This window comes from Streptomyces zinciresistens K42, assembly GCF_000225525.1.
Taxonomy (GTDB): Bacteria; Actinomycetota; Actinomycetes; order Streptomycetales; family Streptomycetaceae; genus Streptomyces; species Streptomyces zinciresistens.
This window is the reverse complement of record NZ_AGBF01000033.1, coordinates 18,043-34,005: the sequence shown is the minus strand read 5'-3', so window position 1 is coordinate 34,005 and position 15,963 is coordinate 18,043. Positions and strand designations below refer to the sequence as shown.

13 protein-coding genes and 2 tRNA genes are annotated in these 15,963 nt (G+C 70.5%); 11 read left to right on the top strand and 4 right to left on the bottom strand.

The genetic code is table 11. The features are described from left to right. The first annotated feature begins 372 nt into the window (after positions 1 to 372). Together SZN_RS13315 and SZN_RS13310 are read left to right on the top strand one after the other, a co-directional pair. Complete coding sequence (locus tag SZN_RS13315) at positions 373 to 858, top strand: ribose-5-phosphate isomerase (protein WP_007495162.1); 486 nt, start codon at positions 373 to 375, stop codon at positions 856 to 858. Positions 859 to 965: 107 nt separating this feature from the next. After that, positions 966 to 1,784: an Fpg/Nei family DNA glycosylase gene (locus SZN_RS13310; protein ID WP_007495160.1), complete on the top strand. Its 819-nt coding sequence runs from the start codon at positions 966 to 968 to the stop codon at positions 1,782 to 1,784. A 43-nt stretch (positions 1,785 to 1,827) separates the two neighbouring features. Here SZN_RS13310 and SZN_RS13305 read toward each other — a convergent pair whose 3' ends face one another. Next, positions 1,828 to 3,081, bottom strand: a complete 1,254-nt coding sequence (locus SZN_RS13305; RefSeq protein ID WP_043730399.1) for a GNAT family N-acetyltransferase — start codon at positions 3,079 to 3,081, stop codon at positions 1,828 to 1,830. 162 nt (positions 3,082 to 3,243) lie between these two features. Here SZN_RS13305 and SZN_RS13300 point away from each other — a divergent pair, with 162 nt between their 5' ends. Next, the gene (locus SZN_RS13300; protein WP_043730398.1) at positions 3,244 to 4,425 is read left to right on the top strand and encodes a PP2C family protein-serine/threonine phosphatase; all 1,182 of its coding nucleotides are present in this window, start codon (positions 3,244 to 3,246) and stop codon (positions 4,423 to 4,425) included. A 25-nt stretch (positions 4,426 to 4,450) separates the two neighbouring features. Then, the gene (locus tag SZN_RS13295; protein ID WP_007495154.1) at positions 4,451 to 4,939 is read left to right on the top strand and encodes an HD domain-containing protein; all 489 of its coding nucleotides are present in this window, start codon (positions 4,451 to 4,453) and stop codon (positions 4,937 to 4,939) included. Between the two features lie 15 nt (positions 4,940 to 4,954). Here SZN_RS13295 and SZN_RS13290 read toward each other — a convergent pair whose 3' ends face one another. Beyond that, positions 4,955 to 6,154, bottom strand: coding sequence for an acyltransferase family protein (locus SZN_RS13290; RefSeq protein WP_043730395.1), 1,200 nt, complete (start codon positions 6,152 to 6,154; stop codon positions 4,955 to 4,957). Positions 6,155 to 6,703: 549 nt separating this feature from the next. Between SZN_RS13290 and SZN_RS13285 the strand changes: the two genes are divergently transcribed. Further along, positions 6,704 to 6,898 carry a hypothetical protein gene (locus tag SZN_RS13285; RefSeq protein WP_043730393.1) on the top strand — a complete coding sequence of 65 codons (195 nt, stop codon included), beginning with the start codon at positions 6,704 to 6,706 and terminating at the stop codon, positions 6,896 to 6,898. Positions 6,899 to 7,157: 259 nt separating this feature from the next. Here SZN_RS13285 and SZN_RS13280 read toward each other — a convergent pair. Next, positions 7,158 to 7,231: transfer RNA gene (locus tag SZN_RS13280), tRNA-Gly, on the bottom strand. A gap of 131 nt (positions 7,232 to 7,362) precedes the next feature. On the opposite strand from SZN_RS13280, the gene SZN_RS13275 reads away from it, so the two are divergent. From SZN_RS13275 to clpX, 5 genes are all read left to right on the top strand, one after another. Next, positions 7,363 to 7,439: transfer RNA gene (locus tag SZN_RS13275), tRNA-Pro, on the top strand. Between the two features lie 216 nt (positions 7,440 to 7,655). After that, positions 7,656 to 9,050: a trigger factor gene (tig, locus tag SZN_RS13270; RefSeq protein ID WP_007495148.1), complete on the top strand. Its 1,395-nt coding sequence runs from the start codon at positions 7,656 to 7,658 to the stop codon at positions 9,048 to 9,050. A gap of 268 nt (positions 9,051 to 9,318) precedes the next feature. After that, positions 9,319 to 9,927: an ATP-dependent Clp protease proteolytic subunit gene (locus SZN_RS13265; RefSeq protein WP_007495146.1), complete on the top strand. Its 609-nt coding sequence runs from the start codon at positions 9,319 to 9,321 to the stop codon at positions 9,925 to 9,927. A gap of 51 nt (positions 9,928 to 9,978) precedes the next feature. Then, entirely contained in the window at positions 9,979 to 10,659 is a 681-nt protein-coding gene (locus SZN_RS13260; protein WP_007495145.1) for an ATP-dependent Clp protease proteolytic subunit, read from the top strand. A gap of 177 nt (positions 10,660 to 10,836) precedes the next feature. Further along, entirely contained in the window at positions 10,837 to 12,120 is a 1,284-nt protein-coding gene (clpX, locus tag SZN_RS13255) for an ATP-dependent Clp protease ATP-binding subunit ClpX (protein WP_007495142.1), read from the top strand. A gap of 65 nt (positions 12,121 to 12,185) precedes the next feature. Here the strand turns inward: clpX and SZN_RS13250 are convergent, their stop codons facing one another. Next, positions 12,186 to 13,145: a hypothetical protein gene (locus SZN_RS13250; protein ID WP_007495141.1), complete on the bottom strand. Its 960-nt coding sequence runs from the start codon at positions 13,143 to 13,145 to the stop codon at positions 12,186 to 12,188. A gap of 136 nt (positions 13,146 to 13,281) precedes the next feature. Here SZN_RS13250 and SZN_RS13245 point away from each other — a divergent pair, with 136 nt between their 5' ends. Next, on the top strand, positions 13,282 to 15,906 hold the full coding sequence (locus SZN_RS13245) for a valine--tRNA ligase (RefSeq protein ID WP_007495140.1): 2,625 nt from the start codon (positions 13,282 to 13,284) through the stop codon (positions 15,904 to 15,906). Positions 15,907 to 15,963: the final 57 nt, after the last annotated feature.

Genomic DNA, 15,963 nt, shown 5'->3' with positions numbered 1-15,963 from the left:
GGGGCTCACCGGCCGGTGAGCCCCTTCCGCGTCCCCGGACGGCCCCGCGGCCGTCCGGATCGCGCCGCCCGCGACGGCGGAAGGGGAGGCACGCGCGTGCGCGCCGGTCCCGTCCGCCGCCGCGCTCCTCCTCCCCTTGTCACCCTCGCGGGCGGTGGGGAGTCGTGGGGGAGTCGTGGGGAGCGGTCCTCGTACGGGCGGAGCGTGGGGGGACGTACGAGCCGGGCCGGTGAATCCGAGGAGAAATGATTCCGGAACCCTTGAATCGGGATCATGACTTGAGATTTCCATGGGCTTCCCTTGTCCGGACTCCTCTCGGGGTGATCGGCACCCGACGCTGCCGCCCCCGGTCGGCCGTGTCACACTCGTGGCATGCGCGTGTATCTCGGCTCGGACCATGCGGGCTACGAACTCAAGAACCACCTCGTCGAGTGGCTCACGGCGGCCGGTCACGACCCGGTCGACTGCGGTCCCCACGTCTACGACGCCCAGGACGACTACCCGCCCTTCTGCCTGCGCGCCGCTGAGCGCACGGCCGCCGACGCCGGCACCCTCGGCATCGTGATCGGCGGCTCCGGCAACGGCGAGCAGATCGCCGCGAACAAGGTCGAGGGCGTACGCGCGGCACTCGCCTGGAGCGAGGAGACGGCCGCCCTGGGCCGCCAGCACAACGACGCCAACGTCGTCGCGGTGGGCGCGCGCATGCACACCGCGGAGGAGGCGACGAAGTTCGTCGAGATCTTCCTGGGCACGCCCTTCTCGGGCGAGGAGCGCCACGTCCGCCGGATCGACATGCTGGCCGCCTACGAGACCACGGGCGACCTCCCCCCGATCCCGCCCCACCACCCGCAGCAGTAGCCCCCGGGCGAGCCGCGAGAGCACCCGAGGCGCCGGCCGGCGGACGCCGCCCGTCCGGCGCCCGGGTCATGCCCGGGACCGAGCCCGAGGACGAAGAAGGAGCCACCGTGCCTGAGGGGCACACCATCCACCGGCTGGCCCAGGACTACGCCGCCGCGTTCCTCGGCACGGCTCCCCGCGTCACCAGCCCCCAGGGCAAGTTCTCCGACGCCGCCGCCCTCCTCGACCGCGCCGCGCTCACCCGCACCGAGGCCCACGGAAAGCACCTCTTCCTCGGATTCCGCGGCTTCCACGCCACCGACTGGGTCCACATCCACCTCGGCCTGTTCGGCAAGGTCGGCTTCGGCGCCGCCCCCGCGCCGCCGCCCGCGGACACCGTCCGCCTGCGCCTCGCGCACCGCACCGCGTACGTCGATCTGCGCGGCCCGGCCGCCTGCGCCCTGATCACCGGCGCCGAGAAGCAGGCGATACACGACCGCCTGGGCCCGGACCCGCTGCGCGAGGACGCCGACCCGGACCGGGCGTACCACCGCGTCTCCCGCAGCCGGACCACCGTCGCCGCCCTGCTGATGGACCAGAAGGTCATCGCAGGCGTCGGCAACGTCTACCGCGCCGAGGTCCTCTTCCGGCACGGCATCGACCCCTACCGCGCGGGCCGGGACATCACCCCGGCCCAGTGGGACGCCCTCTGGCAGGACCTCGTCGCCCTCATGCGCGAGGGCGTCCGCAACAACCGCATCGACACGGTCCGCCCCGAGCACACCCCGGAGGCGATGGGCCGCCCGCCCCGCGTCGACGACCACGGCGGCGAGGTGTACGTCTACCGCCGGGCGAACCTGCCCTGCCACGTCTGCGGCGGCGCGATCCGCACCGCGGACCTCGCCGCCCGCAACCTCTTCTGGTGCCCGAACTGCCAACGCCCGTGAGGCGCGGGGGGTTTCGACGCCCGCGGCGCCCCCGGGCACCGTCTCAGAAGCCGTGCGGCAGCCAGGGCGCCACCGCGGACGCGAAGCCCACCGACGCCTCCGCCAGCGCCCCCGTGCGCGCCTCCCGCACCCGCCCGGCCGCGCCCAGCGCCACCAGGTTCACCCCGCCGAGATAGGCCGCACCCAACTCCCGTACGGACAGGGCGAGATCGGCCTGATCGCGGGTACGCGCGCACGACGCGCCCTTGGAGTCGCCGCTGAGCCGCCAACGCCCGCTGTTCCAGGGGCAGAAGGCGTCCTCGACCTCGAACACCACGTCCACGGGCGTCTGGTACGTGCGCGCCTCCAGCGCGGCCCCGACGTCCACCAGCCGCACATGCAGGGAGTCCTTCACCCGCACCGCGCACCGCCGCAGGTCCGACACCTGGTGCTGCCACGCCTCGTCCACCGGCCGCGACCACACCCGCACCGTCGACGTCAGGTCGATCCCGAACAGCAGCCGCCACAAGGCGGCTTCGGCGGCCGGGTCCAGCGCCTGGAGGTCCCGCAGATGCACCGCGCCCCGCGGCCCCCCTGCGTCCCACTCGGGCTTGACCCTGAAGCGGGCCCACCCGACGACCTCGCCGCCGCGCTCCGCCAGCACGCACTGCAACGGCGAGGCCCCCTCCCGCTCGCTCTCCGGGTCCAGCACCCCGACCCGCTCCCACCCGGGCAGCCGGGCGACCATCCCCGGCCGGGCGGCCACCCTGCGCGCGTACACCGCCTCGCACACGTCCAGGACGTCGGCAGCCACGGCGTAGCGCAGCCGTACGTCATCGGTGCCGGGCGGCACCGACAGCGTGACCCGTGAGGTGTCGATCTCGGCGCTGACCTGGTAGGTGCCGACGCCGTAGCCGAACCGCCCGTAGATCGCCGGCTCGGAGGCGGTCAGCACCGCCAGCGGCCACCCCCGGTCCCGCACGTCGTCCAGCTGCCGGCGCATCATCGACGTCAGCACACCGCGCCTGCGGTGCGTCGCCGCCACGCTCACCATCGTGACGCCCGCCGCCGGCACCGACGCCCCGCCCGGCACCGTGAGCCGGAAGGGGAACGTGCCGGTCGTGCCCACGCACGCGTCACCGTCCCAAGTACCGAGCGAACGGTCGTAAGAGATGAGAGAATTCCACAGCTCGCGCTCCTCGGCCGCCTCCGGCACCCCGCCGAAGGCACGGACCAGGGTGTCGTACCAGATGTCCCATTCGTCGCGCCGCAGCGTCCGTAGCTCCAAGCCGTCATGGTGTGCACCCTGATTCGCCATGAATCATGCCTACCAGGGCGATGCGGGACGAGCGAGGGAATTTCGCGTTGACGGCGACGCGGCGCCTTCTCGTGAAGTTCACTGTGAAGTTGAGTCTCGGACGGGGGACAAGTGGGACCTCCCGTGCCAAGCAGCTGGTCCGATGGATAGGGTCCCGAACTAATGGCAGCAGGACGAGAGCGGCGCACGGCCGCCGAGACGTTCGCGGCCCGGTGGAGAATGCAGTGGCACCGGGCCCGCGTCGGCCTGCGCAGAAGCGCCGTGGACTACTTCCGCGGCGACGGCTCGGACTGGGTCGCGCTGGCCGGACTCCTGCTGACCGTGCCGCTGATCTGCGCCGCGACCATGGCCAACCCGGTCTGGATCTCACCGGCCGCGCTGGTGCTGCCGATCGTCGCGGGCGGCCTGCTGCTGCGCCCGGCGAGCCTGCTCGGGCTGTACGCGGCGGCGGCCACCGCGCTGATCGTCGAGTCGATCCGGCTCGGCCCCTACACGGAGGGCCCGTCCCGCGTCACCCCCGGCGTGGTCCTGGTCGTGGCGGCGTGCGGCTCGTTCGGTCTGCTCATCGCGCAGTTCCGCAGCCGCGTCGGCGTGCCCTGGCGCCGCGGCGGCACGATGCTCTTCGACCTGCGCGAGCGCATCCGCGTACAGAGCGAGCTGCCCCACCTGCCGCACGGCTGGCACCGCGAGATGGCCCTGCGCCCGGCGGGCGGGCAGTCCTTCTCCGGCGACTTCGTCGTCGCGGCCCGCACCAACGGCGGCCGCACCCTGGAGGCCGTCCTGACCGACGTCTCCGGCAAGGGCATGGACGCGGGCTCCCGCGCCCTGCTGCTGTCCGGCGCCTTCGGCGGTCTGCTCGGCAGCCTGCCCCCGCACGCGTTCCTGCCCGCCGCCAACGGCTATCTCCTGCGCCAGGACTGGGACGAGGGCTTCGCCACCTCCATCCACCTCGTCCTCGACCTGGACTCGGGCGACTACGAGCTGTACTCGGCGGGCCATCCGCCGGGCCTCCAGCTCAGCGCGGGCACCGGCCGCTGGGAGGAGAAGGCCGCCGAGGGCCCCCTTCTCGGGGTGTACGACGGCGCCCAGTTCGACCCGGTGAAGGGCTCCCTGCGCCCCGGCGACGTCCTGATGCTGTTCACCGACGGACTGGTCGAGACCTCCGAGCGGGACATCGTGGAGGGCATCGACCGGCTCACCGGAGAGGCGGACCGCTATGTGGCGGCGGGCTTCCACGGCGCGGCCTGGCACCTCATCGAGGCGGTGGCCAAGGACGTCAACGACGACCGGGCGCTGCTGCTGATCTGCCGCGAGGGCCCGACCGCCCACGCGGCCGCCCTCTGACCCCGCGGGGCGGGACACTGGAGGGGTGACCGAGACATCCCGCACCCCGCTCTCCCCCGCCGAGGTCGAGGCCCTGGCCCGCACCGCCCACGCCGGCCAGACCGACAAGGCCGGCCGCCCCTACGCCGAGCACCTGAGCGCCGTCGCCGAGGGCGTGCGCGCCCGGGGCGGTGACGCCGACCAGATCGCCGCGGCCTGGCTGCACGACGCCGTGGAGGACGACGCCCTGTCCGAACAGTGGCTCACCGAGGCGGCGTTGAGCCGTCGTACCAAGGCCATCGTGCTGGCCGTCACCAAGCGCGGGGGCGAGACGGCCGGGCAGTACGCGGCACGCGTCCGCGCCACCCCCGGCGCCCTGCTGGTGAAGGAGGCGGACCTGGCGCACAACGCGGACCCGGCCCGCCTCGCGGTGCTCGACGAGCCGACCCGGAAACGACTGACCGAGAAGTACGCGACGATGCGCGCGCTTCTCGGTCTGGGCGGAGACCGGCCGCAGGGGCCGGCCTCCGGGTGACGGGCCGGGGAGGGGTCAGGCGTCGACCTTCTCCCGTGCGGTGCTGCCCTCGCGCTTCTCCCGCTGGCGGGCCAGCTCCGCCGCGTCCCGCCGGAACGCCCACTCCATCCTGGGCTCGACGGCGAACCGGAAGACGCTGCGGACGGGCTTGGTGCACAGCAGGGTGACACCGATGACCGCGACGACGGAGACGAAGATCTTGCCGCCCGCGCTGTGCAGCCAGGCCGGCTCGAACCAGCCCAGGTAGTCGCCCCCCTTCACGACGAAGCCGTGCAGCAGGTAGCCGTACAGGGTGCCTTCGCCGAGCGCCGTGAACCACGTCCGGCGGCGCGGCACCAGGGCGAAGAAGCAGGCCGTCAGCAGCAGTGAGCAGCCGAACAGCGCCAGCGTCATGATCGGGCCGGCCCACCAGGGCGCGCCCAGCTCCTGCGCGGAGTCGCGGTGGTAGAACCACGCGGTGTTCATGCGCGGCACCGCCCACCAGCCGACGGCCAGCGCCACGGCGAACACCGGCACGGCCGCGATCCGCATCGCGCGCGTCTGCACCATCTGGAAGTGCTCGGGCTTCAGACACAGCCCCAGCACGAAGAACGGCAGGAACTGCAGCACGCGCTGGAGGTCGAGGTCGTCACCGATCTGCGGGGAGACGGACCCGAACATGGCGATGCCGAGCGCGAGGGGCAGCGGCCAGCGCACCGCCTTCCAGACGGGGGTGCTCAGGCGCCAGATGAACAGGGCCACCAGGAACCAGGTCAGGTACCACGGGTCGAGGAGGCTGATCTCCTGCCCGGGGTCGTTGTCCAGCCACCGCTTGAACAGCGGGTACGCCGCCTCGAAGATGACGTACGGCACGGCGACGCCGGTGATCAGGCGCTTGATCCGGGTGGGGTTCGCGTCGAAACTGCGTGAGAAGTAGCCGGAGATGACGATGAACGCCGGCATGTGGAAGGTGTACACGACGGTGTACATCGCTTCCAGGAGCCGGCTGTCGCCCTTGACGGGCTCCCAGGCGTGTCCTACGGCGACGAGCACGATCGCCAGGTACTTGGCGTTGTCGAAGAACGCGTCGCGCTGCTTGGCGCCGGTGGGCGCCGGTCTGTCGCCTGCGGTCTTCGTGTTCTGCGGGGAGCGCGGACTCGGCACTCCGTCCGCCGACTGCTGTGGCGGGGGGAGTGGCGCTCTGTCGTGGCCTTGCGGTCGCAGCGAGTCCGTCACAGAACCTCCCGCAGGAAACAGGGGGAGGAGGTCCCGGACAGCGCTGCGTGTGCGGGGGACGAGGCAGCGTGAAACATCTGATGCACCCTAGCGTTCTCCGTGTGATTTCGTAAAACCTGCGAGGTCATTACCGGTTATTGCGCCGCACGTGGTGCGGAGGCGCTGAACATGTACCTGGCAGTGGGGGTTGGGCATCCGTCTTGTCCGGATTCATCCGTACTAAGAGCCGCATATGACCAGGAGGCGGCGCCCGTCGAATGATCAACCTGCCGTGAATTCGAAATAGCTGCGAACAGGTTGTGTGGTGAGGGAAACCATCCCGTGGAATTCGCGGGGGAGGCGGCGGGGGCGGTCCCTCGAAATACTGTGCGAGTACGGCGGGACGGCTCCGTGCCCGCCGAGCGCGTCCGCGGATCACGCGCGGCGGGGGCGAACGAAACGTCACGCGCCGCATGCGGAGGCCCGGTTGGTGGCACGATGGTTCTGGCGGGGTGCGCGGGGTCGCGTCCCCGGGCCGGGAGTGCGGACCGACCGAGGGTGTGATCTGTTGTGGCCATTTCGCTGTCAGTGGTGCTGCTGTTGGCGATCGTCTTGGTGGTGCTGATCCGTGGCGGGTCCCTGAAGGCCGGTCCTGCCGTCGTGGCCGTGCTGTTCGGCTTCTTCCTGGCCTCGACGGGCATGGCCGACGAGATCCAGCGGTTCCTCAACTCGATAGCGGACACCGTCAACTCGATCCGGTTCTAGGGACCCTCGGGCGGCCCGGAGACGTACGGATACCCTCGTTCGGGATCGTCGAACGGGCGGAACGGGGAAACGTACGCGACGGCGCCGCGCGAGACCGACCCGGCCGAGGCCGGCGGCTACCGCGTCGAGGACCGTCCGGGCTCGGGCGGCATGGGCGTGGTCCACCTGATCGGTCGACGTGCGCACGCTCTGGCCCCGCGGCCGGAAAACACTCGGGGCCAGGCAGAGAATCGGCTCTCTGACCTGGCCCCGGGCCATCTGGAGCGGGCGACGGGAATCGAACCCGCGTAGCTAGTTTGGAAGACTAGGGCTCTACCATTGAGCTACGCCCGCACACTGGTGCGCCGCAGGTCAGGTGACCACGGCACACAGGCATCGTAGCGGGTCGGCACCCCTGTCCGCACACCTCGTAAATGCGGCGTCCCGACCCACCGCGGGCATGTACCCTACGTGTCGCACGAGCACGGGGTGTGGCGCAGCTTGGTAGCGCGTCCGCTTTGGGAGCGGAAGGCCGTGGGTTCAAATCCCGCCACCCCGACCACGTCGGTCGACCCGGTCACACCAGCGGAGACCTCGTGCGATCTCCTCGCGTGATCGCCTTTGGGGGCGTGTGCCCGCTGCCGTTACTATGCAAGCTGCACGCCCGTGTGTCTCTCTCCGTACGAACCGTACGACTCGCGAAGCTCCGGGCGGCGAATCCGCCGGACCACTCTGGCTCCGGCAGAACCCGAGAAGTCAGCCACAAGGAGACCGAACCGTGAAGAGCGCCGTGGAGACCCTGAACCCGACCCGGGTTCGGTTCACTGTCGAGGTGCCCTTCGAGGAGCTCAAGGACAGCCTCGACGCGGCGTACAAGAAGATCAACCAGCAGGTCACGGTGAAGGGCTTCCGCAAGGGCAAGATCCCGGCCCGCGTCATCGACCAGCGGTTCGGCCGCGGCGCCGTGCTGGAGGAGGCCGTCAACGACGCGCTGCCGAAGTTCTACACCGAGGCCGTCAACGAGGCCGAGATCGACGTGCTGGGCCAGCCCGAGGTCGACATCACGGAGCTGAAGGACGGCGAGACGCTGAACTTCACCGCCGAGGTCGACGTCCGCCCCTCCATCGAGATCCCGGACTACGCCGGCATCGAGGTCGAGGTCGACGCGGTCGAGGTCACCGACGAGGACGTCGAGAAGTCGGTCGAGCAGCTGCGTGAGCGCTTCGCGTCCACCTCCCCGGTCGAGCGCGCCGCCGAGGACGGCGACGTCGTCACCATCGACCTGGAGGCCAAGGTCGACGGCGAGATCCTGGAGGACGGCATCGCCAGCGGTGTCTCCTACACCATCGGTTCCGGCGAGCTGCTGGACGGCATCGACGACGCCGTGAAGGGCCTGGAGGCCGGTGGCGAGGCCACCTTCTCCTCCGAGCTCAAGGGCGGCTCGGCGGCCGGCAAGGAGTCCGAGGTCACCGTCAAGGTGTCCCAGGTCGCCGCCCGTGAACTCCCGGCTCTGGACGACGAGTTCGCCCAGCTCGCCTCGGAGTTCGACACCCTTGAGGAGCTTCGGGCGGACAGCCGCAAGCGCCTCGCGAACATGAAGCAGTACGACCAGGCCACGCAGGCCCAGGAGCGCGTCCTGGAGAAGCTGCTGGAGCTCGTGGAGGTGCCCGTCCCCGAGAAGCTGCTCGAGGACGAGATCAACACCCGCAAGCACAACCTGGAGCACCACCAGCTCGGCCAGATGGGCCTCGACCTCGGCAAGTACCTGGAGATCCAGGGCAAGACCGAGGAGGAGTTCGACGCCGAGACCAGGGAAGCCGCGGTCAAGGGCATCAAGACGCAGTTCGTCCTGGACGAGCTCGTCAAGCAGGAGAAGCTGAACGTCAACCAGGAGGAGCTCACCGAGCACCTCATGCGTCGCGCCGCCTCCTCCGGCATGTCCCCCGACCAGTTCGCCCAGGCGGTCGTCGAGGGCGGCCAGGTTCCGCTCCTGGTCGGCGAGGTCGCCCGCGGCAAGGCCCTGGCCGTCGTGGTCGAGAAGGCCACCGTCAAGGACACCAACGGCGAGGTCGTCGACCTGGACGAGGACGACGACGCCGAGCAGGCCACGGACGTCGTCGAGGCCGCCGAGGGCACCGCCGACGAGGCCGCCGCGGAGAAGGCCGAGGGCTGAGCCCACGGCGGCGCACAGCGCTGAGGGAGGGCCCTGGGGACGTACGACGCCCCGGGGCCCTTCCCGTCCCCGCGCGCGGGCGGCGGCCCGGCCCCCACCAGGTGTGTCCATGCGCTCACAGCGAACACCCCGGGAACCGGGATTGCGGCACCGGGCCACCGCGTTAGGGTCCATGAGTATGAGGGCAGGGGAGTCCCCGTTGCCCACAGGACACGTGAGACGGCCCGGCGCCGTCGTAAGACGAGCAGGTGGATACGTGACGAATCTGATGCCCTCCGCCGCCGGCGAGCCTTCCATCGGTGGTGGCCTCGGCGACCAGGTCTACAACCGGCTGCTCGGCGAGCGGATCATCTTCCTCGGCCAGCCGGTCGACGACGACATCGCGAACAAGATCACCGCACAGCTGCTGCTCCTTGCCGCCGACCCGGACAAGGACATCTACCTCTACATCAACAGCCCCGGCGGCTCGATCACCGCCGGCATGGCGATCTACGACACCATGCAGTACATCAAGAACGACGTGGTGACCATCGCCATGGGCCTGGCGGCCTCGATGGGTCAGTTCCTGCTCAGCGCGGGCACCCCCGGCAAGCGCTTCGCGCTGCCGAACGCCGAGATCCTGATCCACCAGCCCTCCGCCGGCCTCGCCGGCTCCGCGTCGGACATCAAGATCCACGCGGAGCGGCTGCTGCACACCAAGAAGCGCATGGCCGAGCTCACCTCGCAGCACACCGGCCAGTCGGTCGAGCAGGTCACCCGCGACTCGGACCGCGACCGCTGGTTCGACGCGTTCGAGGCCAAGGAGTACGGCCTCATCGACGACGTGATGGAAACGGCCGCCGGGATGCCGGGCGGCGGCGGCACCGGGGCGGTCTGAGGCCCCCTGCGCAGCCCCCAGCCGACCGTCACAGCCCCTAGGAGACAGACAGTGAACGACTTCCCCGGCAGCGGCCTGTACGACCGCACGCGCGCCGAGTACACGGGTCCCGCCGCCGAGTCCCGCTACGTCATCCCGCGCTTCGTGGAGCGCACCTCGCAGGGCATCCGCGAGTACGACCCGTACGCGAAGCTCTTCGAGGAGCGCGTGATCTTCCTCGGCGTCCAGATCGACGACGCCTCCGCCAACGACGTCATGGCGCAGCTGCTGTGCCTGGAGTCGATGGACCCCGACCGGGACATCTCGGTCTACATCAACAGTCCGGGCGGCTCCTTCACCGCGCTCACGGCCATCTACGACACGATGCAGTTCGTGAAGCCGGACATCCAGACGGTCTGCATGGGCCAGGCGGCCTCCGCCGCGGCCATCCTGCTGGCCGCCGGCACCCCCGGCAAGCGCATGGCGCTGCCCAACGCCCGGGTGCTGATCCACCAGCCCTACAGCGAGACCGGCCGCGGCCAGGTCTCGGACCTTGAGATCGCCGCCAACGAGATCCTCCGGATGCGCTCGCAGCTGGAGGAGATGCTGGCCAAGCACTCCACCACGCCGATCGAGAAGATCCGCGAGGACATCGAGCGCGACAAGATCCTCACGGCCGAGGACGCGCTGTCGTACGGGCTGGTCGACCAGATCATCTCCACCCGCAAGATGAACAACGCCGACGTCCGCTGACGCGGACCCGGTATTGTCTGCTGCCCCTTGGCACGGTTTGAGACGGTGCACGTCAAAGTGAACCGCGCCAAGGGGGGCCCGAACGGGGGGCCAGGCAAGGTACCGTCGACATAAGGCAGCACCAGGAGCCGCTGGATTCGATGTCCAGGCGTCTCCCAGGCGAAGGGGAAGCACACCGTGGCACGCATCGGTGACGGCGGCGATCTGCTCAAGTGCTCGTTCTGCGGCAAGAGCCAGAAGCAGGTCAAGAAGCTCATCGCAGGCCCTGGTGTGTACATCTGCGACGAGTGCATCGACCTCTGCAACGAGATCATCGAGGAAGAACTCGCCGAGACCAGTGAGGTCCGCTGGGAGGAACTGCCCAAGCCGCGCGAGATCTACGAGTTCCTCGAGGGCTACGTGGTGGGCCAGGAGCCGGCGAAGAAGGCGCTGTCCGTCGCCGTCTACAACCACTACAAGCGCGTCCAGGCCGGCGAGAACGGCGGGGGCCAGGGCCGCGAGGACGCCATCGAGTTGGCGAAGTCCAACATCCTGCTGCTCGGCCCGACGGGCTCCGGCAAGACCCTCCTCGCCCAGACCCTGGCCCGCATGCTGAACGTCCCGTTCGCCATCGCCGACGCGACGGCGCTGACGGAGGCGGGCTACGTCGGCGAGGACGTCGAGAACATCCTGCTGAAGCTGATCCAGGCCGCCGACTACGACGTCAAGAAGGCCGAGACCGGGATCATCTACATCGACGAGATCGACAAGGTCGCCCGGAAGAGCGAAAACCCCTCGATCACCCGCGATGTCTCCGGTGAGGGCGTCCAGCAGGCCCTGCTGAAGATCCTGGAGGGCACCACGGCCTCGGTGCCGCCGCAGGGCGGACGCAAGCACCCGCACCAGGAGTTCATCCAGATCGACACGACGAACGTCCTGTTCATCGTGGGCGGCGCCTTCTCCGGCCTGGAGAAGATCATCGAGTCCCGCGCGGGCGCCAAGGGCATCGGCTTCGGCGCCACGATCCGCTCCAAGCGGGAGCTGGAGTCCAAGGACCAGTTCGAGGACGTCATGCCCGAGGACCTGGTCAAGTTCGGCATGATCCCCGAGTTCATCGGCCGCCTCCCGGTCATCACCAGCGTGCACAACCTGGACCGCGAGGCCCTGCTCCAGATCCTGGTCGAGCCGCGCAACGCGCTGGTGAAGCAGTACCAGCGGCTGTTCGAACTCGACGGGGTGGAGCTGGACTTCGAGCGCGAGGCCCTGGAGGCCATCGCCGACCAGGCCATCCTCCGCCAGACCGGCGCCCGCGGTCTGCGCGCCATCATGGAGGAGGTGCTGATGTCGGTGATGTACGAGGTGCCCTCCCGCAAGGACGTCGCCCGGGTCGTCATCACGGCGGACGTCGTCCACTCCAACGTCAACCCGACCCTGATCCCCCGGGACGCGCGCCGCGGTCCGGGCGAGCAGAAGTCGGCGTAACGGCGTCACGGACACAGCGGAAGGGGCCCCGGTCAACCGACCGGGGCCCCTTCCGCGTTCCCGCGCTACTGGACGCGGATCTCCTTGCGCAGCTTCGTGGCCATGTCGACGGCCGTCTGCCGGGAGACGTCGGTCGTGGCGTCGTTGGGCGAGACCATGGCGAGGGTGCTGTAGTCGGCCCAGACGCAGAACCAGTTGGTCTTCTGCTTCTTGGTCAGCACGTCCTGCCCCTGGGCGGACTGGCACTTCATGAGTGCGCCGTCGAGTTCGGCGTCCACCGGCTCGCCGACCAGCTTGCTCGTGGCGGCGCCGCTGCCGGACGAGGAGTTCTTCTCGGAGGACTGCCTGACGTTCGCGAAGAACGCGTCCAGGGCCTTCGCCGGGTCGGCGATCTCGCCGTAGGCGCCCACGTACGTGAGGCTCTTGGCCGTCGCCAGCTCACCCGGGCCGGGCGCGGAGCCCGGGTCGCTCGGGTCGTAGTCCGTGAGGTTGACGGTCGAGTAGGCGCCCACCACGGTCTTGCCGTTCTTGACGCCGCTCTTCTCCAGCTCCGCGGCCGAGTCGCCGCCGCCCGCGGTCTGGCCGTCCTTGCCGATGCGCTTGTAGTCGCCGAGCACCGTCGCGGGCGTCGTCAGCTTGTGCGCCCCGTCGTCCGCGAGGTCGCCCGACCCCGCGCCGCCGCCACCGAGGAGGAAGTACGCGCCGACGCCGATCGCGGTCACGACCGCCACCGCGCCGATGATCAGCCCGGCCTTCTTGCCGCCGCCGCCCGGCGCGGGCGGCTGGGGGACGCCGTAGGGGGGCTGGCCGTAGGGCGGCTGCTGGCCGTACGGGTTCGGCTGCGGCGGGACGCCCTGCGGGGGTGTCTGCGGGTAGCCGTAGCCGGGCTGGGGCGGCGGAGCCTGCTGGGGGTAGCCGTAGCCGGGCTGGGGCGCCGGCGGCTGCTGGCCGTACGGGCCCGGCTGGCCGTACGGGCCGGGCTGCTGGGGCTGCCCGCCGTACGGGCCCGGCTGGTTGTAGCTCATTCCTGGGTTCCCCTCCAGCTGCTTATGTGTTCCTGACATCCTGGCGCAGGCAGGGCCGGGGCACGGCATCGGGGTGCCCACCGTTACAGAACAAAGGCGTTTCGGGACATGCCCGAGACACCCCTAAACTGAGCGGGTGACCGAGAACGCTCAGCAGCAGCCACCAGCGCCCGACACCGAACTGCCGACCCAGTACGCGCCGGCCGACGTAGAGGCGCCGCTGTACGAGCGCTGGGTGGAGCGCGGTTACTTCGAGGCGGACGCGAAGAGCGACAAGCCGCCGTACACCGTCGTCATCCCGCCGCCCAACGTCACCGGAAGCCTGCACCTCGGGCACGCCTTCGAGCACACCCTCATCGACGCCCTGACCCGCCGCAAGCGCATGCAGGGCTTCGAGACGCTGTGGCAGCCCGGCATGGACCACGCCGGCATCGCCACCCAGAACGTCGTCGAGCGCGAGCTCGGCAAGGAGGGCAAGTCCCGGCACGACCTGGGCCGCGAGGCGTTCGTCGAGCGGGTCTGGCAGTGGAAGGGCGAGTCCGGCGGGCAGATCTCCGGGCAGATGCGGCGCCTCGGCGACGGTGTCGCCTGGTCGCGCGAGCGCTTCACGATGGACGAGGGCCTGTCCCGGGCCGTCCAGACCATCTTCAAGCGGCTCCACGACGACGAGCTGATCTACCGCGCCGAGCGCATCATCAACTGGTGCCCGCGCTGTCTGACGGCGATCTCCGACATCGAGGTCGAGTACCAGGACGACGACGGCGAGCTCGTCTCCATGAAGTACGGCGAGGGGGACGAGACGATCGTCGTCGCCACGACCCGCGCCGAGACGATGCTCGGTGACACCGCCGTCGCCGTCCACCCCGACGACGAGCGCTACCGGCACCTCGTCGGCAGGCTCATCAAGCTGCCGCTGACCGACCGTTCGATCCCGGTCGTCGCCGACACGCACGTCGACCCCGAGTTCGGCACCGGCGCCGTCAAGGTGACCCCGGCCCACGACCCGAACGACTTCGAGATCGGCCGCCGGCACGACCTGCCGGCCATCACGGTCATGGACGAGCACGCGGTCATCACCGCCCACGGCCCCTTCCAGGGCCTGGACCGCCTGGAGGCCCGCTCCGCCATCGTCGCCGCGCTGCGCGCCGAGGGCCGGATCGTCGCCGAGAAGCGGCCCTACGTCCACTCCGTCGGCCACTGCTCGCGCTGCAAGACCACCATCGAGCCGCGCCTGTCGATGCAGTGGTGGGTCAAGGTCGGCCCGCTCGCCAGGGCCGCCGGCGACGCGGTCCGCGACGGCCGCGTCACGATCCACCCCCAGGAGATGGAGAAGCGCTACTTCGACTGGGTCGACAACCTCCACGACTGGTGCATCTCACGGCAGTTGTGGTGGGGCCACCGCATCCCCGTCTGGTACGGCCCGGACGGCGAGGTCGTCTGCGTCGGCCCCGGCGAGGAGGCGCCGAGCGGCGAGGGCTGGCACCAGGACACCGACGTCCTGGACACCTGGTTCTCCTCGGGCCTGTGGCCCTTCTCGACCCTCGGCTGGCCCGAACAGACCGAGTCGCTCGCGAAGTTCTACCCGAACTCCGTCCTGGTCACCGGCTACGACATCCTCTTCTTCTGGGTCGCCCGGATGATGATGTTCGGCCTGTACGCGATGGACGGCACCCCGCCGTTCCACACCATCGCCCTGCACGGCATGGTCCGCGACCAGTTCGGCAAGAAGATGTCGAAGTCCTTCGGCAACGCGGTCAACCCGCTGGACTGGATGGACAAGTACGGCTCCGACGCGCTCCGCTTCACCCTCGCGCGCGGCGCCAACCCGGGCGTCGACGTCCCGATCGGCGAGGACTGGGTCCAGGGCTCGCGCAACTTCGCCAACAAGATCTGGAACGCGACCCGCTTCGCCCTGATGAACGGCGCGACGGTCGAGGGCCCGCTGCCCGACCCGTCCGCCATGTCCTCCACGGACCGCTGGATCCTCTCCCGGCTGAACTCCGTCGTCGCCGAAGTCGACGCGTTCTACGAGGACTTCCAGTTCGCCAAGCTGTCCGACGCCCTCTTCCACTTCGCGTGGGACGAGGTCTTCGACTGGTACGTCGAGCTGTCCAAGACGACGTTCCAGGCGGGCGGCGAGCCGGCCGAGGTCAGCAAGCGCGTCCTCGGCGAGGTCCTCGACGTCACGCTGCGGCTGCTGCACCCGGTGGTCCCGTTCGTCACGGAGACCCTGTGGACCACGCTGACCGGCGGCGAGTCGGTCGTGATCGCCGAGTGGCCGTCCGACAGCGGCTTCCGCGACCGGGGCGCCGAGCGCGAGATCGCGTCGCTCCAGTCGGTGATCACCGAGGTCCGCCGGTTCCGCGCCGACCAGGGCCTGCAGCCGGGCCAGCGCGTCCCGGCCAGGCTGACCCTGGGCGGCACGGCCCTCGCCGCCCACGAGCCTGCCATCCGCCAGCTGCTGCGCCTCACGCCGGAGGGCGAGGACTTCTCGGCGACGGCGACCCTGCCGGTGGCGGGCGCGGAGGTCGCGCTCGACCTGTCCGGCGTCATCGACGTCGCGGCCGAGCGCAAGCGCCTGGCCAAGGACCTCGCCGCCGCCGAGAAGGAGAAGGCGCAGGCCACGGCCAAGCTCGGCAACGAAGCCTTCCTGGCCAAGGCCCCGGACAACGTCGTGGAGAAGATCCGCGGCCGGCTCGCGAAGGCGGACGAGGACATCGCCCGGATCGCGGCCCAGCTGGAGCGCCTGCCGCAGGCGTAGGCGGTCGCACGGCCCTCGGCCCCCGGTGCCCCTCCGGCGCCGGGGGCCTCGGCGTAC